18 protein-coding genes are annotated in these 20,968 nt (G+C 49.4%); 9 read left to right on the top strand and 9 right to left on the bottom strand.

Annotated features, from left to right (window positions below):
* Positions 1-13: 13 nt before the first annotated feature.
* The 5 genes from NLBNIHML_RS27040 to NLBNIHML_RS27020 form a co-directional block, all read right to left on the bottom strand.
* On the bottom strand, positions 14-1,045 hold the full coding sequence (locus NLBNIHML_RS27040) for an acetyl-CoA carboxylase carboxyltransferase subunit alpha (protein WP_339241000.1): 1,032 nt from the start codon (positions 1,043-1,045) through the stop codon (positions 14-16).
* The gene (accD, locus tag NLBNIHML_RS27035; protein ID WP_339240998.1) at positions 1,046-1,939 is read right to left on the bottom strand and encodes an acetyl-CoA carboxylase, carboxyltransferase subunit beta; all 894 of its coding nucleotides are present in this window, start codon (positions 1,937-1,939) and stop codon (positions 1,046-1,048) included. It lies immediately after the preceding gene.
* Positions 1,940-2,345: 406 nt separating this feature from the next.
* Positions 2,346-2,534, bottom strand: coding sequence for a glutamate decarboxylase (locus NLBNIHML_RS27030; protein WP_339240996.1), 189 nt, complete (start codon positions 2,532-2,534; stop codon positions 2,346-2,348).
* Between the two features lie 284 nt (positions 2,535-2,818).
* Positions 2,819-3,310 carry a phosphatidylglycerophosphatase A family protein gene (locus NLBNIHML_RS27025; RefSeq protein ID WP_339240994.1) on the bottom strand — a complete coding sequence of 164 codons (492 nt, stop codon included), beginning with the start codon at positions 3,308-3,310 and terminating at the stop codon, positions 2,819-2,821.
* 205 nt (positions 3,311-3,515) lie between these two features.
* The gene (locus NLBNIHML_RS27020) at positions 3,516-7,535 is read right to left on the bottom strand and encodes a DNA polymerase III subunit alpha (protein WP_494353218.1); all 4,020 of its coding nucleotides are present in this window, start codon (positions 7,533-7,535) and stop codon (positions 3,516-3,518) included.
* 266 nt (positions 7,536-7,801) lie between these two features.
* Here NLBNIHML_RS27020 and NLBNIHML_RS27015 point away from each other — a divergent pair, with 266 nt between their 5' ends.
* The 3 genes from NLBNIHML_RS27015 to NLBNIHML_RS27005 all read left to right on the top strand — a co-directional run bounded on the left by NLBNIHML_RS27015 (position 7,802) and on the right by NLBNIHML_RS27005 (position 9,065).
* Complete coding sequence (locus NLBNIHML_RS27015; protein ID WP_026081169.1) at positions 7,802-8,131, top strand: YtrH family sporulation protein; 330 nt, start codon at positions 7,802-7,804, stop codon at positions 8,129-8,131.
* 21 nt (positions 8,132-8,152) lie between these two features.
* Positions 8,153-8,641 (top strand): sporulation membrane protein YtrI, encoded by a 489-nt coding sequence (locus NLBNIHML_RS27010; RefSeq protein ID WP_036609856.1) that lies wholly within the window; start codon positions 8,153-8,155, stop codon positions 8,639-8,641.
* A gap of 82 nt (positions 8,642-8,723) precedes the next feature.
* The gene (locus tag NLBNIHML_RS27005; protein WP_339260124.1) at positions 8,724-9,065 is read left to right on the top strand and encodes a YtpI family protein; all 342 of its coding nucleotides are present in this window, start codon (positions 8,724-8,726) and stop codon (positions 9,063-9,065) included.
* 144 nt (positions 9,066-9,209) lie between these two features.
* On the opposite strand, the gene NLBNIHML_RS27000 is transcribed toward NLBNIHML_RS27005, so the two are convergent.
* The 3 genes from NLBNIHML_RS27000 to NLBNIHML_RS26990 all read right to left on the bottom strand — a co-directional run bounded on the left by NLBNIHML_RS27000 (position 9,210) and on the right by NLBNIHML_RS26990 (position 11,539).
* Positions 9,210-10,544, bottom strand: a complete 1,335-nt coding sequence (locus NLBNIHML_RS27000) for a DRTGG domain-containing protein (RefSeq protein ID WP_253433039.1) — start codon at positions 10,542-10,544, stop codon at positions 9,210-9,212.
* Positions 10,545-10,756: 212 nt separating this feature from the next.
* Positions 10,757-11,041 (bottom strand): hypothetical protein, encoded by a 285-nt coding sequence (locus NLBNIHML_RS26995; protein ID WP_085981456.1) that lies wholly within the window; start codon positions 11,039-11,041, stop codon positions 10,757-10,759.
* A gap of 150 nt (positions 11,042-11,191) precedes the next feature.
* Positions 11,192-11,539 carry a YlbF/YmcA family competence regulator gene (locus NLBNIHML_RS26990; protein ID WP_036609862.1) on the bottom strand — a complete coding sequence of 116 codons (348 nt, stop codon included), beginning with the start codon at positions 11,537-11,539 and terminating at the stop codon, positions 11,192-11,194.
* 237 nt (positions 11,540-11,776) lie between these two features.
* Between NLBNIHML_RS26990 and NLBNIHML_RS26985 the strand changes: the two genes are divergently transcribed.
* Genes NLBNIHML_RS26985 through NLBNIHML_RS26965 form a run of 5 tightly spaced genes read left to right on the top strand, consistent with a single transcriptional unit; the run spans position 11,777 to position 18,121 of the window.
* On the top strand, positions 11,777-13,144 hold the full coding sequence (locus NLBNIHML_RS26985; RefSeq protein ID WP_339240986.1) for a YheC/YheD family endospore coat-associated protein: 1,368 nt from the start codon (positions 11,777-11,779) through the stop codon (positions 13,142-13,144).
* A gap of 32 nt (positions 13,145-13,176) precedes the next feature.
* Positions 13,177-14,367, top strand: coding sequence for a YheC/YheD family endospore coat-associated protein (locus tag NLBNIHML_RS26980; RefSeq protein ID WP_494353217.1), 1,191 nt, complete (start codon positions 13,177-13,179; stop codon positions 14,365-14,367).
* A gap of 60 nt (positions 14,368-14,427) precedes the next feature.
* A complete protein-coding gene (locus NLBNIHML_RS26975; RefSeq protein WP_339240983.1) occupies positions 14,428-15,801 on the top strand; it encodes a YheC/YheD family endospore coat-associated protein in 1,374 nt (457 codons plus the stop codon).
* The gene (locus tag NLBNIHML_RS26970; RefSeq protein ID WP_339240982.1) at positions 15,801-16,907 is read left to right on the top strand and encodes a YheC/YheD family endospore coat-associated protein; all 1,107 of its coding nucleotides are present in this window, start codon (positions 15,801-15,803) and stop codon (positions 16,905-16,907) included. Before NLBNIHML_RS26975 ends, NLBNIHML_RS26970 begins: the two co-directional genes overlap by 1 nt.
* A gap of 35 nt (positions 16,908-16,942) precedes the next feature.
* Entirely contained in the window at positions 16,943-18,121 is a 1,179-nt protein-coding gene (locus NLBNIHML_RS26965) for a YheC/YheD family endospore coat-associated protein (protein ID WP_339240980.1), read from the top strand.
* 92 nt (positions 18,122-18,213) lie between these two features.
* Here NLBNIHML_RS26965 and NLBNIHML_RS26960 read toward each other — a convergent pair whose 3' ends face one another.
* A complete protein-coding gene (locus NLBNIHML_RS26960) occupies positions 18,214-18,900 on the bottom strand; it encodes an HAD family hydrolase (protein ID WP_339240979.1) in 687 nt (228 codons plus the stop codon).
* Positions 18,901-19,194: 294 nt separating this feature from the next.
* Here NLBNIHML_RS26960 and NLBNIHML_RS26955 point away from each other — a divergent pair, with 294 nt between their 5' ends.
* A complete protein-coding gene (locus NLBNIHML_RS26955; protein ID WP_494353216.1) occupies positions 19,195-20,913 on the top strand; it encodes a methyl-accepting chemotaxis protein in 1,719 nt (572 codons plus the stop codon).
* Positions 20,914-20,968: the final 55 nt, after the last annotated feature.

The raw sequence follows: 20,968 nt of genomic DNA, 5'->3' as shown, positions 1-20,968 counted from the left end.
GAAATTCGTCACACTATTCAACATTTCCCGACAAATTACTCGCAGCATCTACTTCTACAAGCTCTTGAGGAGCTTCAATGGATGCTTGAGGTTCAAACGTGACCGATCCAATTTTACGGAATTTCTCATACCGATCCTGTTTCAGCTGATCCCCGCTCCAACCCTTCATCTCGTCGAGATGACGGATCAAAGCTTCACTGATGAAAGCAGCAGACGCTTCATAATCCCGATGAGCACCGCCGCGTGGCTCAGGCACGATCTCTTCAATAACTTCCATCTCCAGAAGGTCCTTGGCTGTTATTTTCATCGCTTCAGCCGCTTGATCTGCCTTGGATGCATCCTTCCAGAGAATCGAAGCAGCCCCGTTCGGAGAGATCGCAGAATAGATGGCATGTTCCAGCATCAACACACGATTACCCACAGCCATAGCGAGAGCACCGCCGCTTCCACCTTCGCCGATGACCACAACTATAACAGGAACCGAAAGCTTCGCCATTTCCATCAGGTTGCGAGCAATAGCTTCCGATTGACCTCTCTCTTCTGCAGTATTACCCGGATACGCCCCTTTAGTATCAATAAACGTAATAATAGGACGGCCAAATTTGTTCGCTTGTTTCATCAGACGAAGTCCTTTTCGGAAACCTTCCGGATGAGCGCTGCCGAAAAAGCGGGCGATGTTATCCTTCGTATCTTTCCCCCGCTGTTGTCCGATTACCGTTACTGTCTTTCCATTCAACTTGGCAAGCCCGCCAACAACCGCAAGATCGTCTCCGAACATGCGATCACCGTGCAGCTCAATGAAGTCCGTAAATATCAATTGAATCAGATCTAGCGCCGTTGGGCGTTGCTGGTGCCGGGCCAGATGCATTTTCTGTGCTGCCGTTATGCCAGTGTAAATCTCTTCTTCAAGTCTATGGTAACGTTCTTCCAGGCGGGCAATCTCGTCCGTGAAGTCGATCCCTTTTTCCTGTCCAAACTGTACGAGTTCATCAATCTTTTTGCGCATCTCAACCAGAGGCGCTTCATATGGCAACTCACCCGCCATTTAGACCCCTCCTTTTTCACTATGCATATCCAGAAGCTTGCCAAGAGTGGCCCGAAGTTCTTTCCGGTGCACAACCATGTCCAGCTGACCGTGCTGCATATTAAATTCAGCCGTCTGAAAATCATCAGGTAACTTCTGACGGATGGTCTGTTCAATAACGATTCTGCCGGCAAAACCAAACACAGCGCCAGGTTCGGCAATATTAATATCGCCCAGACTCGCAAAACTTGCCGAGACTCCACCTGTCGTCGGGTCCGTGATGACCGAAATGTACAGCCCACCCTGTTCATCCAAACGGGATAAAGCTGCGCTTGTTTTGGCCATTTGCATGAGGCTGAGAATACTCTCCTGCATCCGGGCACCACCTGATGTGGAGAAAATGATCATTGGCAAGCGCTTCTCTGTTGCATGCTCAATGGCACGGGTAATTTTCTCCCCTACAACCGAACCCATGCTGCCTGTGAAGAAATCAAAGCTCATGACAGCCACAACTACAGGCAGGCCCTCAATGGTACCTTCCCCTGTAATTACCGCTTCCTTCAGGCCCGATTTTAGACGTTGTTGTTCCAATTTGTTGCTATATCCAGGAAAGCCAAGAGGATCAACTGATATCATATCAGCGTCAAACTCAACAAACCCTTGATCATCAAGTACCATAGCAATGCGCTCCATAGCGTTAAGACGCATATGGTAACCACAGGCAGGACATACTTTCAGATTTTTCTCCAATTCCTTGCTATATTGAATGGTGCCGCATTTGCTGCACTTGTTCATAAGCCCTTCAGGTATTTCACGTTTTGGGCGTTCTAGGACTTCCTGGCCTTCGCCGGGAAGTGCACGCTCGGAAGGTATGGTAGCGTACTTCCGTTTCTTCTGGAATATATCTTTGAACACAACTACACCTCTCCAGCCGTTGATTTGATGGCCGCAACCTGCAGTGCGCTGCTTGTGACAGCTTCATCCGCGTGCTACGGTAAACCGCTTACGACCCACACGCTGCCATGGGCCTTGTCCAGCATTCACAACAAAAAAATCCGCCGGTACAGGGCAAGGATCAGCGGCTTCTGTCAGCACGATTGATATTACCTGCAATAACCGAAAGATTGTTGCGCCGATGTTTTGAATCTATCTAGGTAGGGTCTCCGGGAGCAACCAGGTCGGTCCTAGTCCTAACAAAAAAAGAAGGAAGGACAGCAGCATACAATACATGCAAGTCGATTCCTCTCTCCGCTTACGCGGTTAGTCCCTTATGTACCGATGGTACTTCTTCCTCTGCCAAGGCACGTCGATGTCGAACGAATCAGGAATGCAGAATGGAATTCAACACTTCCTGGACCTCTTCCAATTCCCCAGAAGGGACGCGAATCTCAAATTGCTGCTTGGATAAACTGATGGGACGGGTCTGTACCAGAAAACCTTCTTCCGAAAGCCTGGTCTTAATCTTGTCCGCAACCTTTGCTGTCGGCGCAATGTAAATCACCGTCCACATGCCTTGTCCGCCCCCTAAGCTAATGTTCAGAGCCCGTATATTGGACTAATGATAACATACCTCACTTTTTTTCTGCAAGAAAGGGTTCGGGACCTTGGGGGAGAATTTGGGATCATGAGGGACATTAGTCCCCCACAAATAACTCATATGGTTGACGAAATCTTCTTATTGATACTTCTTCCATAAGCAGTCCTAAACGTATCAGGGCAGCGTCAGCCGCCCTTGGAGACCTTCATATAAGTCATAAGATTGATCACGGCATGCAGGCATGGAAATACAGGGGGTTAAAGGTCTGAGGGGTATTTTTTGGCTTTAATATTTTTGTGTGCAATCCGGGCAGAAGCTGCAGCGGCCACCCCTGCAACCAGGTCATCCAAAAAGACATGAATGGCTGTTGCATGTTCATTCAAATCATGAATGACACCTATTTTTTCTTTATCCAGATAACCAAAGCTGGTTAAACCAATCATACCATACACATGAGTAATGCCGAGGGCCAGAGTCTCGTCCACTCCATACAGGGATTCATCCGCTTCCATAATAGCTTGTAACGGTTGGGGCAAGAGTCGCTTCTCCGCAAGTTCGTCGAGAGCAATACCTGTATAAAGTGTATATTGCACCTCTCGTTTCTGCAGAACGGATTTCACGCTGGTAACACAGTCGTCCAAGGTCAGTTCGGGGTGGTACCCTTTTTGCAGACGGTATACAATTGCGGCGATTGCATCAATCTGTACCCCGCGCCGGGCCAGCATGGCTTCTACGATTTCATATGACATATCTCGACCTCCCGCATCAATACCCCGAGGACCACTCGGTCCTTCGGTGTTCTCAAGTGTATGCAGTAACCTGTTAAAATGTTCATAAAATGTGCGGATGGTGAAATCAGGACCGCGATACATCGATCACAAAAAACCTGTTCAGCATTTAGCTAAACAGGTTTCATATTGTTGGAATAAAGACGATCACTAACGAGATAACCGCTTATTTAATTTTGACCGTCCCTTCACCCAGCATCTTCTCCATGTCGGAGAACAGGGCTGGTGATGGTTTAATTCGGTAGGCATCACTCAGTGCAAGCAGCTTCTGTTGCTGCTCATAGAAGAGCACCGTCGCAACAGGTCCAGGGTGCTCCTGAAGCAGCTGCTTCAGACGTGCCAGAAGCTCAGGCTTCTCCGCATGCGGGGCAATCTTCACGAACACCCGCTGCTCCACCGCCCGCGGTTCTCGGCTCTGCGCCTGGCTGCCAGCCGCTTCAGCGGCACCGCCAGGCCGGGAAGCCGCAGCCGTGGCTGCGCCCATACCCGCCGCATCGCTGCGCGTCGCTGCCGAGCCTTGGCTCCCGCTGCTACGCGCAGCGGATGCATCCCCGCCTGCGCTACTGCGCTGCGCTTCGGCTCCTGCGCCCGCTGGCCGCCGCGGCGAAGCCGATGGCGCCGGGCGCGAAGAACTGCCGCTGCCGGGCTTGCCGCGCCGGTCACGGCTACGCAGCTGCTGCTCCAGTGCCGCCTGTGACAACGGCACCACTTCCTCAGCCAGCAGCTTGAACCCTTCGTCCTGCTGCTGCACTTTGGCACGCACGACGAGCAGTTCACCTTTCCCGACATGCTGCTGGCTACGCCGCCATACCTCGGGAAAGAGAACCACTTCGCAGCGTTCGATCTGGTCTTCCAGCTCCATGAACGCCATGGCCTTGCCCTGTTTCGTCGTAATTGACTTCACAGACACAACCATACCCGCAGCGACGGCCATCGTGTCATCTGCCGCCTCGGTCAGCTCCATGATCCGGTCAGCCCCACTCGATTCAAGCACATCTTCATAGTCATCCAGCGGATGCCCGGAGAGATACAAGCCTAACAACTCACGCTCTAGCTCCAGTTGCTGCCCAGAGGAATAAGGAGGAATTTCCGGGTATTCAATCTCCCAGTTTGGCGTCTCCACAAAGTCGAACAATTGAATCTGCAGATCCTCACGTTCTTTGCGCCATTTCAACGCGGCTTCAACGGTCTCATCCAGCATCGCCAGCAATTGGGCCCGGTGTCCGGGTAATGTGTCAAAAGCTCCGGCCTGGATCAGCGATTCAATCACACGTTTGTTACATACACGCAGATCCACACGACGACAAAAATCGAGCAGACTGTCGAACGGTCTCTCCTGCCTTACGATCATAATGCTTTCCATGGCCTGGGTACCGACATTTTTCACAGCAGCCAGACCGAAGCGAATTGCACCCTTTGAGGTAGCCTTCGCCAATTCCGGTTCCTTCCGGTTGTCGGATGCTTCAGGCATGGATGTCGATGCCTGCCACTCATATCCAGCACTGTCCTCTTCGGAGCCAGGACCCGGATCATCCGGCAAAGGTGCTTCACCATATTCAGCTTGTCCCGAATGCTGCTCATGCTCATGAACGTGTTCTTGCCTGAAGGAACTTCCATTAACGTTCGCGGTATGTTCTTCGGCCGCGCTTCCGATGTCACTCTCTGCATCGGCTCCCGCAGTCTGCTGCGATACAATGCTCTGATCCCCGGTGCCTCCGCTGCCGGATGGTATAAATACAGGCGTAAACAAAATACCGCTCTCATTCACATCCGGCGGAAGCACCTCCATATCCATACGCCGACATTCCACCACGTACTCTGCCACTTTCCGATGACTGCCCATCACGGCTGTCAGCATGGATGCCATAAAGTGCACAGGATAATGCGCCTTTAGATAAGCCGTCTGGAATGCAAGCACACCATAAGCCGCGGCGTGAGCACGCGGGAAGCCATAGTTCGCAAACTTAACGATCATGTCATAAACAAGGTCAGCTTCTTCTTCGCTATACCCTTGCTTCAGACTGCCTTGTACAAAGTGACCACGCTCCAGATCCAGCACTTCCCGTTTCTTCTTGGAGACCGCTCTGCGAAGCAAATCTGCTTCACCCAGCGAGAAACCCGCCATCCGGGAGGCAATCTGCATGATCTGCTCTTGATACACGATGATGCCGTACGTATCTTTCAGAATAGGCTCCAGATCCACGTGCGGGTAATCCACTTCGATCTGTCCATGCTTACCCTGAATGTATTTGGATATGAACTCCATCGGACCCGGACGATACAAGGCAAGTACCGAGATCACATCTTCAAAACTACTTGGCTTCAAATCTTTCAGCACACGGCGTACACCGGCAGATTCCAGTTGGAATATGCCCATCGTGTCACCACGGCCGAGCATCTCGTAGGTCAAAGCATCATCATCGGGAATAAGACGGAAGTCCGGAATTTCTCCATGTTCCCCAATCCAGCGTACACACCGCTCAATGATTGAGAGGGTACGCAGACCGAGAAAGTCCATCTTAAGCAACCCAATTGACTCCAGGTTTTCCATGGAATACTGGGTCAACGCGGTCCCTTCACTGCCCTCCTGAAGCGGCACCGCATCGGTCAGCGGATCACGGGAGATGACCACCCCCGCTGCATGCGTGGAAGCATGACGTGGCATACCTTCGACCTTCATCGCCATATCCAGCAGTTCACGGGTTTTCGGCTTGGTTTCATACAGCGCCTTCAGCTCAGGTGTCGCTTCCATGGCCCGCTCGATGTTAATGCCGAGTTGCGCCGGAATCAACTTCGCAGCCTTGTCTACTTCGCCATAAGGCACATTCAGTGCTCGTCCCACATCACGTACAGCAGCACGGGCAGCCATCGTTCCAAAGGTAATAATCTGGGCGACATGGGCTTTGCCATATTTATGCGCGACATAATCAATGACCTCATCCCGCCGTTCATCGCTGAAGTCAATATCAATATCCGGCATGGAGATCCGCTCGGGATTCAAAAAACGTTCGAAGAGCAGGTTGTATTTCATCGGATCAACATCCGTGATGTGCAACGTGTAGGCTACCAGACTTCCTGCCGAGGAGCCCCGGCCTGGGCCAGTAACAATGCCTTGTTTATGCGCATAGGCGATAAAGTCCCAGACAATCAAAAAATAATCCGAGAACCCCATACTGTCGATCACACCAAGTTCATAGGCCAGCCGTTGTTCAAGTTCGGATCGAAGCTCCTCGTCTGTCCAGCGTGTGGACTGCGCGTAACGCTCCTCCATGCCTTCTTCGCACAATTGACGCAGATATGCCGAAGGACTGAGTCCATCGGGAAGTGGTCTGTATTCAGGCAAAATCGATTTTCCGAACTCCAGCTTCAACTCACAGGATTCCGCAATGCGGACGGTATTCGCCAGAGCTTCCGGTACATGAGGAAACAACCGGGCCATCTCTTCTTCACTTTTCAGATAGAGCTGATTCGTTCCAATGCGGAGCCGATTCTCATCATCCACGGTCTTGCCCGTTCCGATACAGATCAGTACATCCTGAAGCTCCGCATCTTCTTCCGAAAGATAGTGGGCATCATTCGTCGCTACAAGCGGAATTTCCAGCTCGGCCGCCAGTTTGATCAACTGGGGATTCACCCTTTTTTGCTCGGAAAGCCCATGATCCTGAAGCTCCAGATAGAAGTCTTCACCAAAGATATTTTTATAACGCAACGCCGCACGCCGCGCTTCTTCCTCTCGTCCATGCAATAAGTGCTGAGGAACCTCGCCCCCCAGACACGCGCTAAGACAGATAATTCCCTCATGATGGGCAGCCAGACTTTCCATATCGATACGTGGTTTGTAATGAAAACCTTCGAGATGTCCAATCGAGCACAATTTCATGAGATTACGGTATCCCGTCATGTTTTTGGCCAGCAAAATCAAATGATGAATCGGCTGATCCTTACGGCTTCCCCGCTCTTTGCGGGACCCAGCTGTCATGTATGCCTCGCAACCGATAATCGGCTTGATACCCCGTTCTATACATGCTTTATAAAAAGGAATTGCACCATACATTACGCCATGGTCGGTTAGCGCCAGTGTTGTCATTCCGAGATCTGCAGCCTTATTCACGAGATCCGGAATACGCGCAGCGCCGTCCAGCAAACTGTATTCGCTGTGAACGTGCAAATGCACAAAAGAACTCATGTTTTTTTCTTCCTTTCGCCGCAGATAATCACAGCATCGGATCTTCTGATCCGTTTGCCGCTCTATCTTTCTCTTATATATGAATTAAATAAATAAAAAAATGGAATCACCTTAAAAAATCGTGACTACCTCTTAAAAGGAGACTTTATTATTCTATTTTATCATAACGTTCGGGGGCACGCCCATACAATAGAAGTACAAGCCGCTCCCCCTGTGACAGACCGAAGACAGGAGGTGTGCTGCTAGGTCTGAAAGGGGTGTTGCCAGTGAGCACATTTTTGTCCAAAGCCATTCTTGATTTCTTTATTGCGTTTGGAATCGTGCTGGGTGGCGCGATGATCGGAGGTATTGGAGCGGTGATTTCTCTCCAGCCTCCAACACAGACGATGCTCGATATTTCCGGGAAAATAAAGATATGGGCACTCGCAGCTGCTGTGGGTGGCACCATTGATCCCATGCGTGTCATCGAGAGCAATTTCCTGGATGGTAACCTGTCTCCGGCGGTCAAACAAATTCTGTATCTGATCTCTGCTTTTATGGGCGCACATATGGGAACAGAACTGGTAAAGTGGGTGTGCGGCGGAGGCCGGAGCTAATATGAGACAGGAACAGCGTTCATGAGAGTTCCGCCATTCTCCCGTTACCGCCCGCTGATGCGAATGACTGCTGTATTTGTTCTGGGAATGATCGCTGGATGCGTCGTCTACAATGGGGTATTTCACCTGAGTTACAATGCGTTGTGGCTGAACAATCAGGAGCTGCAGCTTCAGCTGCATCAGAATGAGGAGGATATCAAAACGCTGAAAAAATACAGTAAACGCCAAACCGTGATCAAGGAAATCAAGGTCCGTGCAGAAGAGTCTGATAAGGGGCCAGACGAGGCTTCTCTGAAAGTGATGTTACAGAAGCTCGGAGACGAACTTGAGGTGCTCCGCGGAAGAGATGTATTCAACATCGACGAGTATAGCAAAATGACGAGAATCATGCTGAATCAGAAAGTGTACTCCGTCAGGGAAAAGGAATACACCGTTCAGGTCAAAACGATGCTGGTTATGGAAGGCGTACTGCAAGTTTGGGTACAGATTCGCATGCATGTTCCTGCGTAACAGCAAAAAACTGCCCTTGTCTGCATCTCTCCATGGTACAATAAGGGCAGTAAATGCTTTCCAGAAAAGGAGCTGCGTCTTTGTGTTCATTGATGTACTCAAATATGTACTAATCGCTATCTTTGCTGTTGCCATGGTTTTGGCAGCGTTGAACAGCATTCGTTCACACAGAAGCTCGGATGCTACCAGCGCCGGTCTGTACCGTTCGTGGATGAATATCTGGATGGGTGGTATGCTTGTTGTTCTTGCGCTGATCCTGATGTTTGTCTTCACGGGTTCCACCTTATCTGTGGTTGTGGAAGCGCTATTTCTAATTATGGGTGCGTATAATGTATTTGCCGGAATACGTAACCGCAGTTATTATGCGCGGATTCAACAACGGTCCAGTAACGGATCAGGTACAACTTCCGGACAATCTGCATGATTTGTTGAAGCGCTATGATTGTGTCTGCAAAAAAGAGAGTACTTCCCTTCATTAAGCGAAGCCAGAATGCGCTACAACGCAACCCGGCAAAGCTTCTCCATGAGGGAGTACTCTCTTTGTCTATACCTGAGGCAATACAACGTGCTAGGCGTGGTCAATGGACTGCAATGTCATTACAGCTTTGCATACCACACTGCCTTCACGTGTAACCACAATGTCCATTTTGCACGTTCGACGACTGGTTTCCAGAATTACAGGTCGAACCAGAATCTGATCCTCAATCTGTACCGGTCGAACAAAATAAGTCGTGACATTATCCACCACATGGTCGTTCCCTGTAACATCCCACGCTGCCCGCCGGCCAGCCTGTGTCATCACATTCAACAGAACGCCTTCGGAGATCGTACCCAGATCGGTTGCCATCTGAGGAATGATGAATCCGTGAAATAACAGTTCATTCTGATCACCGCGTTCCTCGGCAAACCCGTTCCAGATCAGATGATCAAACGTCTCTCCCAGTTGTGGCTGCTTCTGTGCATCCCGCATGGCCTGAAGCACTTCCTTGCGTGTGACGGATGCAATCAGTTTGCGGTTGCGATCCACGATTGGCAGAAAATCGATGCCCTCCCAGGTCATAATTTGCGCAGCGGAAGCAAGAGAGGTTTGCAGCGACGCCGTAATCGGGCGGCGAACGACACATTTCTCAATACTTTGATCCGCCGTCAGCTCACTGACATCCTTCAGACTGACAATGCCAATGACCCGGTTCCATTCATCCACGACTGGAAAGCGATGTTCACCCGTCTCCGAGACCAGCATATGAAAATCTGCGGCTGAGCTCGTGACTTTCAATACCTGCAAGCGAGGTTTCTGACCAATGATATCCTCAACAAGCATGATTTTTTTCTTAATCAGCCGGTCAAAGATCGCACGGTTAATCATGGAAGCCACCGTGAATGTATCATGCCGGGATGAAATAATCGGTAGCCCAAGCTCGTCAGCCATAATTCTTACTTCACGGCTGGTTCCAAACCCACCCGTAATCAACACGCCTGCTCCCTGTTCAAGGGCAAGCGAGTGAGCATCCTCACGGTTACCCACAATTAACAGACTCCCAGCGTCAATATAACGCGCCATCGCCTGTTCTTTCATCGCACCTATCACATACTTGTGCAGCGGTTTGGCTAGACCTTCGTTACCACCCAGCACATGGCCCTCTACAATGGTCACAACATCAGCAAAGGTCAACTGTTCCGACATGCCCCGAGGTCTCTTCTCAATCCGAACGGTTCCAATTCGTTCCTTGGTCACGACCAGTCCGAAGTTCTCCGCCTCTTTTACGGCACGGTAAGCTGTCCCTTCACTTACACCGAGTTCCCGTGCAAGTCCACGCACTGATATTTTGCTGCCAACCTTCAGTTGTTCAATATGTTGAAGTAACTGTTCATGCTTCGTGACGTTCTCTTCCTGTCCGTCCAACTGTACCACCCCCGAAGATGCATCTGTACTATTCTGTACCTATTATAACACGCCTTCAGGAAAATAACCCCACTCCCATCTCATTCTCATAGGCAAGGTTCCCCCTCTGAGTTTAATCGCTTAATTATCCTCTAATCCTGTATGTAGCAAAAAAGACCGGACCCCTTGAGTCAAGGGATTCCGGTCTCTCATGTTGTATCTACTACTGTACCTTATACAGACTCGCTCCGCTCCTGCTTGTCCAGCAGTTTCATCTCCCACTGCCGCAGCTTCGCCCGGCGAACGGCTTCCAGTGCACGTTTCTTCTCTTCATCTACACCGAGTATAAAATGTAGGTGTGCACCAACGATTAATAAGGAGAATAGCACCCATACGATGCCAAAAATATTAACCCAGTCCATTCCTCCAGCAAAGGAAATCCGCGGCAGTGCAATGACCAGCATCGACAACGCGATAAGCAGATAGATTACATGTTTTGCTTTTTTCAACCTCTTCACCATTCACAGCTCCTTCGTTCGTGATCGACTCTATATTCTAGTCTATGAACGGTAAGGGGCTAATATGAAAGGTTCAGGTAAAAAAACAAGACAACCTTTTGGTACGCGTTCATCCTTCGTAATCAAAAGTGGACTTTTTGAACTACCTTTTTACGCTTCAGCGCCACCGTACAGATGACCCAGGCTGTCTGCAATAATTTTGTTCACGTCTTCAATAATGACACTGAGACGACGCTCCGCATCAAACAAACGACGGATGTTCAGATTCAGACTCAGTACTTCAAACAGTTTCTCCATTTTCTCCATCTCATCCGGAGCTGGCATATCCCCGCTCATCATACGTTGTTGCAATTCCATTTGTTGATCACGAAAGTTATCCAGCATTGCTTTTGCATCCGGATCAGCTTCAATCAGCTTCATCGCGGAAGTAATCTCTTCCACCTCGCTGCTTTCTCTCAGTGCTTTGGCCAAATCATTGGCTTTGTCATAAATGTTCACTATTATTCCTCCTCAGATTGGTTTGTTCTTCCGTGTTAATACACGCTTTTCTCCGCGGTCAAACAAAGGCGGTCTGAAACAGGCCGTCGATATCCTGCCTCGAAATCAAATGCATTTAATCCATATGGGTCAATCACCAAGGGTTATATGTCCTCATATGATGAAGCACATGCCATGTTCAGATGCCGTTCAACTTCGAGATCAGACATCAAGTTGCCGCCCGGAAGGAGATCCGTGATGTCCACTAAAAAAGTAACGATTCAGGTTACCGGCTCGGGCATCCTGCAGGACGACGTCATCATGCTGGGCGAAGGGGTGCTCAAGGCGCTTAAAATCCCTTCAGGAAGGCCGCTTCAGCTGCAATTTGGCTCTTTCCGTCGCGAAGTCACTGTCATTCCGGTTCCACGGTATGATGGACTGCGCATCAATCAGACAGTTGCCAGCAAGACCGGTCTCGTTCCACGTTCGGTCCTGAGGGTATCCTATCGTTCAGCCAGCCGTACCCTTCGCCTTGGGCCCTACATCAGTGTACTGGTTAGCCAGGATTATCCCGATCAGCCCGATCGGCCCTTTGGCTCCATCACGATGTTCTGTCAAGAACTGGTGAACGCCTGCCGTAAGCAAGGCGCCTATGTATCCTTTTTCACACCGGAGGATATTGGAGCGGTAACGGGTTATATGAAAGGCTGGGTGTATGATGACGGCTGGAAAAAGACTGTTCTGCCTGTAGCAGACGTCGTCAATAACCGGCTAACGTCCCGCAAGCTTGAGAACAAACCTAGCGTACAGCATTTTATGAAAGAAGTAAAATCGCTCTACGGCACGCAAACCTTCAATGAAAAGTTTCTGGACAAAAACGAAGTATTTGACGCACTCAAGTCCATTTCAACGCTTAAACGAGTTCTTCCCGAGTCCCATTTGCTCAAAACATCCACCATGCTCAAGACGATGTGCAACCGGCATCCGGTTGTATTTCTGAAGCCCGTACGCGGTTCTTTGGGCAAAGGCATCATTCGGGTCTCACGTCAGACGGACGGAAGTTTCCTGACTCTGGCGACTGGCGTTGGGGGTACCCGGAAACAAACGTATGCTTCTCTGGATAAACTGTATGCCAGTATGGCTGGGAAAATGAAAACAACACGATATCAGATCCAACAAGGGCTGACTCTCATTGACAACAGTGGCAGGCCCGTGGATTTCCGTGCGCTCGTGCAGAAGAACCGTACAGGTAAATGGAGTGTAACCTCCATCGTTGCACGAATTGCGGGCGGGAGTCACTATGTATCCAATCTGGCAAGAGGTGGAAGCCTCAGCACCGTTAAAGAGGCGGTTGCCAAAACGCAGTTGTCCGGATCAGCCAAAGCTTCCGCATATGCAGGATTGCACACCGCAGCACTGGATATCGCCAAAGGGATTGAGAGTGCCATCCCTGCTCATTTTGGTGAACTCGGTATTGATCTGGCCCTTGATACCACTGGACGCGTATGGCTGCTCGAAGTCAACTCCAAACCATCCAAGAATGATAATACACCACTGAGTGAGAGCAAGATCCGCCCATCCGTCAAAGCCATGCTCGAATATTCCACGTATCTGGCGGGTTTTTGAAAAGTCATTCTACAAAGGAGAGGTGCAGCGACATGTTTCCATCATCTGAGATCAAAACAATGGCCATTCTGGTGCGTGCAACTGAAGGCTCACCTCCCTTCACGGATGAACTTTTCTGCCGTCGTCTCAGCTTGGGGAGTGTGCGATACGCCCTTCAGATTATTGTGATTCCAATATCGGTTGATGCAGCCCATCCCCCTCTTCAAAAGGGATATGTCTATCATCAAGGGAAGTGGAATTCGGTACCTGTCCCTGCGGTTGATCTTATTATGGATCGTTGCCTTCGCCCTCTCCCAAGGAACGTCAGACAACAGCTTAAGGAACAGATACGAACGGAGGACTCAGGTCAATATCGTTATTGGTCGGCTTCTCTTCCAGGAAAATGGGAGGTACATCGTCTGTTGTCCCGAGATCCTGAGTTGCGGCCACAACTTGCCCCCACCACCCGGATTGGATCGCATATTCCTTGGGAATCATGGCTAGACCGTTGGCCCAAAGGATTATTCTTCAAACCGATATCCGGGACTCATGGCAAAAATACCTTTCGCCTGTCTCGGGGATTAACTCCATCCACATGGATCGCGGAGGGGCGTAACGAACACAATGAACCCTTTTTCCTTACATTCAACCATACTCAGGCTGTATCTTCCTGGCTGGCATTACAACAGGCTGAGCGCAAGATGATCGTGCAGCCCTATCTGGAGCTTAGCCATCAAGGAAGAGCATTCGACATACGGGCACTAATGCAAAAGAATGGGCACGGTCGCTGGACGCTTACCGGATGTATGGTACGAGAAGGACCCGAAGGTTCACTCACATCCAATCTTCACGGTGGGGGCAGAGCCTATCCGGCCCATGCATATCTGCTCCAGCGATATGGAACGACCCGTACAGAAACTCTGCTAAAGAACATCCGGCAGACTGCTACGCTAATCCCCACCCTGCTGGAGAGCCGTTTCGGCAGGTTAGCCGAATTGGGGCTTGATTTCGGAGCAGATGCAGAGGGCCAACTCTGGCTAATTGAAGTCAACTCCAAACCAGGCCGCACCTCATTCGCAGACGCGGGCGACCGACGCATGCATATCCTGACTTATACCCGGCCGCTTGCCTATGCCCGTTATCTGTTGCAACAACATGTTCTCACGGACGTCATTCGTCCAATGAAATTGTCGAATACATCCAGCAAAGCTGGCCTGAAACCCATCCCGATTCACGGCGGCTGAGGCCCGCAGTGCCTGCTTGCCATGGAGCCCAAGGATCTTTTCAGGATAGGAGGATAAATCATGAGTTTGACCTTTTGCAATCTGCATTTCACCAAGCAACCGGATAAAGTGGTTTATGTATCCAACGCTTTAATGAAGAGCCTCAATCTGTCCGGCAAAAAAACGGTGAACCTTCGCTTCGGGCGTGACCGGGTACCTGCAACGATCAAACCAATCAAAAAAGCAGGTAAACATCTGTATCTCGCTTCAGGTATCCGTAATATGATGAACGTTCCCAAACGGGGTAGTATTTATCTCCGGAATTTGCAAAATGATGAGGTTCAGTTAGGTCCGCTGATCGGCGTACTCTCTGATGGGCCTGCGACGAGCACTAATCCATTCGGTTCCCGTACGGGTTTCATCAAACAGTTACTCCGTGAAGGCAGCCGAAAATCCTATATTTATGCCTTTACTCCCCGGGATATCAATTGGCAGAATGAGACGGTATCCGGTTTTTTTCTGAATGAAAACGGAAGCTTTACCCGTAAAACGGTACCTCTGCCCGATGTTGTCTACAATCGGTTACCAAGCCGTCGTTCCGATTTTTCACCTGCCATTAACCAACTACGGGAACGATTTGTTCGTCGGAAAATCCCGTTCTTCAACTGGAGCTTTTTCAACAAGTCGGATATCTATACATTGCTGGAGAATGAACCGGTGGCAGGTCGTTATATTCCCGAATCCATTACGAATCCGTCCGTTGAACAGATGAAGGAAATGTTGGAACGCCATCAGTTCGTCTATTATAAGCCCACCGCGGGAAGTCTGGGGAACGGGATCTATCGCCTGACTTATTCGCCCAAACGTGGTTACTTCGCTCGTTATCGCAAAAAAGGCGGTAATGCACTCCTTCGGTTTGGGTCCTTCAACAGCCTGATGCGCATGCTTCAGGGAAGACATGGTAAACAGCTTCGCGGATATGTTGTTCAGCAGGGAATACGTCTAATTGAGATTGATGAATGTCCAATTGATTTCCGTTTTCACATGCACAAAAACGGTAACAATCAATGGGTCGTTGTCGGGATTGGAGCCAAAAAGGCAGGACGTGGCAGTGTTACAACACACATCAAGAATGGCGGCTCCCTAATGACTCCTGAGCAGGCGCTCAGTCGCAACTTCGGCGATCGTGCGGGAGAAGTTCTTCAGCATGCCAAATCCGTCGCTATTACACTGGCCCAGGCGATTGAAACCCAGCACCAGCATCTGATTGGTGAGATTGGCTTTGATCTGGGCATTGATCAGGAGGAACATGTATGGATGTTCGAAGCGAACGCCAAACCCGGGCGCTCCATTTTCCGTCACCCTTCACTCCGAGTGGAGGGAAAATCATCGGTGGAGCACATTCTGGAACACTGCCTGTATTTGAGCAAGTTCCGGAAGAAGGAAGAAATTTGATGAGCCTTCATGATGATTTCAAACCTGTCATTGCTGTTTTGACCATGCATGATAATCAGCGTATGTTCAGGGGGAACCATCAAAATTTTCAGGATATCCTGCAGACAGGCGAGAGCATGGGATACGTGGTGTACATTGTGACTGTGCGGGATCTGAACGTGGGTGGTCCCACCGTGAAAGGATATACGTACAACAAGGGAAGCGGAAAGTGGGTGTCACAACCCTTCCCCCTTCCCCATGTTCTGTACAATCGTATTCCCAACCGGGAAGACGAAGGAAAACCTTCCGTTCAGCGCAAAATTGACGAATGCATGCAATCAGGAATCGAACTGTATAACCCGTTCTTTTTCAACAAATGGGATCTGTTCGAATGGCTTAAGAAGTCCAAATCAACTCAGCAACTGATCCCTTATACCCGTCGGATGCGAAGTGCTTCTTCTCTGGGTGCCGTTCTACGGAGCTATCCCTATCTATACCTTAAGCCTGAGAGCGGCAAAGCGGGCAAAGGGATCATGATGCTTAAATTTCAGGAAAAAGAACGGCTCCCCTATCGACTCAAAATACAAACCACACGTAAAAGCATGACCTATAAAGCAGCTACACTCGCCAAGTTGTGGGCACGGATTCGCAAAGAAACCGGACATACGCCTTATATCATGCAACAAGGCATAGAACTGGCCTCCTCTCGTAAACGCCCCTTCGATCTGCGTGTTCTGGTACAAAAGAACAGCAAGGGGCAGTGGAGTGTGACCGGTGTAGGTGCGAGACTTGCTGGCTCCCGCAGTATTACAACGCATGTGCCACGCGGCGGGACCGTAGAAGACCCTGAGAAGCTGCTGACCGAGCTTTTTGGGGAAGAACTGACAACAACCCTGATGAAACGTGTGAAATCCACTTCATTAATGATCGCAAGGCAGGTAGAACGGGGATCGGGTTACACACTCGGAGAAATGTCCATGGATCTGGGCATTGATGACCTGGGGGAACTCTGGTTCTTTGAAGCCAATGCCAAACCCATGAAGTTCGATGAACCACAGATCAGACGGAGGTCATTGGAACGTATATTTCACTACAGCGCTTATCTTGCCCGTCAGTCCACACGATGATCGACAGGAATACTGCAAAAAGAAGGTGATTGCTTGTGTCCTCACCTGTTCTGGGCATTATGACGTTGTACTTAAATGAACATCGCGCTCTTGAAGAACGAAGCATCTATCGCAGAATGATTCTTGAAGGGCGCAAGCGGGGACTCGATATCTATGTGTTCACACCAGCCGATGTGCACCCTGGCGGCAAACAAATTGAAGCCATGGTTTATCATGAGGGAAAAGGCTGGTCCAGGGAATGGCGATCATTCCCGGACCTGATCTTCGATCGATGCCGGATACAGCGTAACCGCAGGTTTCAGCAACTGCTTGCTTTTCGCGAGAAGTATGGCCATCTGCTCTTTCTCAACAGACCTCTACGCAATAAATGGACCATCCACCAGACCCTGTTGCAAAAGTCCAACTTTCGAGAGCACCTGCCGGAAACCGCTCTATTTCAGGATATGTCCGATGTAAATCGGATGCTCAAAGTTTCTTCTCTGGTCTACCTCAAACCTATTAATGGAACAGGCGGACGTGGTATTCTGCGCATTGAACGCGGCAGTAGCGAGGCCAATACAGTGCTTGTTCAGGGGCGGGATCAGAAACGTCGTATCATCACTCCTCGTAAAGTTCATTTATCACGATTAGGCTCGTTGCTCCAGCACTGGAATATGAAAGACAAGTATCTTGTACAAAAAGGCATTCAGCTTCAGCTTCCGAATGGACGTGTGCATGATTACCGCATGCTCGTTCAGAAGAACGGTGAAGGGCAATGGGAGCTTACGGGATGTGCCGGACGCATGGGTGCAGAAAAAAGTGTAACCTCCAATCTGCATGGCGGCGGTCAGGCAATCGCGATGAACCGACTCATGAAGCAATGGATCGATGATGACGACCTCCGAGCAGAGATTAACACAACTGCAGAGAAGTTTGGCATTGAAGTTGCTTCATTTCTGGAAGATACGTATGGGGACCTCTGTGAGTTGGCATTGGATTTGGCGATCGACAGGAGTGGACGCATCTACTTGCTTGAAGTGAATCCCAAACCGGCACGTGAAGTATTCGCTCGTATCGGTGAGCGGGATATCTATTATAAAGCCATCACTCAACCGCTGGAGTACGCCTTGTGGGTGTATCGCAATCAGCCCAGTCGCCCAGCCAAACCGATAAGAACCACCCGGCTTGCAAGCAACAGACCATCTGCATTGAAGAAAGCACGCAAAAAGAGATGATCCGTAGCAAAAATACAAGAGCGCCCAACCCGCAATTCAGCTCGGGTTGGGCGCTCTCATATGATGACTGACATTTTCAATTGAGGATTAGCTTATTCTGCTTCATCATACAGGCGCAACAATTCTGTAAAATCAGAGATGAGAACATCTGAGCCCGCAAGCTCCTCATCACGGCCGAAACCGGCGTAGGCACAACCGATGACCGCCTGACCGTTCATTTTACCAGCCTCCACATCAGAAGAACGATCCCCTACCATCCAGGCGTCCTGAATACGATGTTTCTCAAGCAGGATCTGCACCAGATTAATTTTGGAGGGAGTCTTGTACTGGCCAGCACTATATACCCCTTCAAAAAAAGGCATAATCTCGTGTGCAAATGCCACACCCTTCACATAGTCCTCTAGCCCATTACTTGCGACAAAAAGACGCACACCTTGTTGTTTCAGTGCTTGCAGCGTTTCTTTTACACCCGGATACAATTGGGAACTTCCTTGATCAAGCCCCTCAATTTCCAGTTGGAGCAGCAGTTCGTCTGCACGGCGATGTGCCGCTTCCGATGCATCAGGCATAACCACTTTCCATATATCTTCGAGCAACATGCCCAAGCTTCCCAGCATGCGTTCCTCGGGTGGAGTTTCTCCTTCAAAATGCCCTTCGGCACGCAATGTATCAAATAGTTGCTGGTAAGCCGGCAACAACAGGGTCTCCGTCTGGAATAGCGTACCATCCATGTCAAAAATCATCGCTTCCGGTTTGAGCAATACCTTCTCTTTAGTCATGTCCAATGTTCCTTTCGGATTGGGATATGTATATGTAATTGGAATCGTTCCCTTCCCATGATAAACATAACGTTTGCACGTGTAAACCAACGATTGTAAAACATCGTCACCCTCAAACCTTATACGCAAATAACCAAACCTTATATTATAGTTAAACAAACTATATACAAAAGTATTTTCTTTACGTATAATACTAAAAAATAGTTCTTTAGACACCTAATCTAAAGACCCATAATCATCACATTTCCAGTTTTTTCGACAACTACATATACCCCATAGAGAGGAATAACAAACATGAAAAAGCGTAAGACCTTCAAGATTTTTTATAAGATTGGATTAGGATATTTACTCGTGCTTGCTGTACTGGCTGGTTGCATCCTGCTGATTCAGAACAGCACAAGTCAGCTTCAACGGGAACTGGATTTTCTGGTCGATCACGATATGAGAGTACACGCGCTAACCTATGAGCTCGAAAGAAACATGGTGGATATGGAAACAGGTCAACGCGGTTACATCATCACCGGTCAGGACAATTACCTCGATCCCTACCTCCGAGGAAAAGAGCAGCTCATTACACTCCGAGACGAACTTGCTGCTTTGATTTCGGACAATCCGGATCAACTAGCACTTTTGGAAGACATACATACCAATATGAAGAACTGGGTCCAAGTCGCTGGAGAACCCGTGATTGCCCTTCGCCAAGCCAATAATACGCAAGCCATTCGAGATTTCTTCGCAGATGATCCAGGTAAAAGAGACATGGACCAGATTCGCACTGCCCTCGATACGTTTCGAACCAATGAACATACGTTAACCGAAAACCGTACAGAAGCGCTGAAGCAAAAAAATGCACTCCTGAACCTGGAACTATATGGGGCACTTGTCATTGTGGCCATCATCTCGTTCATCACTGCATTGGTCCTCTCACGCGCCATTGTTAAGAACATCCGTACGGTGAAGCAGGCATTGAATGACATCGGTTCTTCCAATGGTGACCTCACACTGAGAATCGCTACGCCAATGAAAGACGAAACTCGTGAACTTGCAGAGGCAGCTAATACAATGCTCGCTGGTTTGCAGCAAATGATGTTGGATGTTCAGAGCAATGCCATGATTCTGAGTACAGCTTCGGATCGATTGGATAAAGGGGTTGCCGATAGCCATCTTGCTGGAAAAGAGGTTGCCACTGCGATGGAACGTGTCGCGGAAGGGGCTGATGAACAGGTTGCTCTTACGCAAACCATGGTAGCCGCGATGCAGCAATCCCTCACCGGGCTTAATCGTGTCGCCTCCTCGGCAAGTGACGTTGCAGAACGTGCTGTGCGTACCGAATCCATTGCCATGGATGGGCAACAGCGCATTGATAATGCAGTAGGCAAAATGAGTTCCATTGAACAATCCTTCCTCTCTGTACAGGAAGCCATTAATGAAATTTCGATGATGTCTGATCAGGTGATCAACATTGCAGACTCCATGTCGGGTATTGCGAGACAAACGAATCTGCTTGCACTTAACGCCGGAATCGAAGCAGCCCGCGCTGGGGAAAATGGACGTGGCTTCGCTGTCGTTGCCTCGGAAATCCGTAATCTTGCAGATCAAAGTGCAACATCCGCGAAAGAGATTACAAGTATATTGGAAACCGTGGTAGCAGGTGTTCAAAGTACGGCTCAGGTCGTTGATGAGAGTACTCTACATGTGAATGAAGGGTTGCGAACCATTGAGGATGCAGGTAATGCCTTTTCAACGATTACTCAGCATATTCACAACCTCAGTGGTGAAGTTCTGGAGGTATCTGCGGTTGTCGAGGAGTTAACTTCCGGAAGTGAGGACGTGATGAAGTCCATTAATGAAGTATCGGCCGTTGTGGAAGACACGGCTTCAGCCACGGAAGAAGTATCTGCAATGACGGAGGAACAACTTGCTTCTCTGCAGGAGATGTCTGACACGTCCAAGCAGTTGAATGAAATGTCTGATGCACTTGATCAGCTGGTTAAGCGATTCAAGCTTGCGTAAGCTCTTCTAGTAAGGTTAAGTCGAAAGAAAAGATGATTTCTGTATTTACAGAAAT

The sequence above is a fragment of the Paenibacillus sp. JNU01 genome (genome assembly GCF_059130585.1).
This window is presented reverse-complemented; position numbering and strand designations above follow the sequence as displayed.

Coding starts and splice junctions, on each gene's coding strand:
- NLBNIHML_RS26975 (WP_339240983.1), top strand. CDS start 14,428: ATGAGTTTGACCTTTTGCAATCTGCATTTCACCAAGCAACCGGATAAA.
- NLBNIHML_RS26955 (WP_494353216.1), top strand. CDS start 19,195: ATGAAAAAGCGTAAGACCTTCAAGATTTTTTATAAGATTGGATTAGGA.
- NLBNIHML_RS27040 (WP_339241000.1), bottom strand. CDS start 1,045: ATGGCGGGTGAGTTGCCATATGAAGCGCCTCTGGTTGAGATGCGCAAA.
- NLBNIHML_RS27030 (WP_339240996.1), bottom strand. CDS start 2,534: ATGTGGACGGTGATTTACATTGCGCCGACAGCAAAGGTTGCGGACAAG.
- NLBNIHML_RS26970 (WP_339240982.1), top strand. CDS start 15,801: ATGAGCCTTCATGATGATTTCAAACCTGTCATTGCTGTTTTGACCATG.
- NLBNIHML_RS27025 (WP_339240994.1), bottom strand. CDS start 3,310: ATGTCATATGAAATCGTAGAAGCCATGCTGGCCCGGCGCGGGGTACAG.
- NLBNIHML_RS26985 (WP_339240986.1), top strand. CDS start 11,777: ATGTCCACTAAAAAAGTAACGATTCAGGTTACCGGCTCGGGCATCCTG.
- NLBNIHML_RS27020 (WP_494353218.1), bottom strand. CDS start 7,535: ATGAGTTCTTTTGTGCATTTGCACGTTCACAGCGAATACAGTTTGCTG.
- NLBNIHML_RS26960 (WP_339240979.1), bottom strand. CDS start 18,900: ATGACTAAAGAGAAGGTATTGCTCAAACCGGAAGCGATGATTTTTGAC.
- NLBNIHML_RS26980 (WP_494353217.1), top strand. CDS start 13,177: ATGTTTCCATCATCTGAGATCAAAACAATGGCCATTCTGGTGCGTGCA.
- NLBNIHML_RS27010 (WP_036609856.1), top strand. CDS start 8,153: ATGAGAGTTCCGCCATTCTCCCGTTACCGCCCGCTGATGCGAATGACT.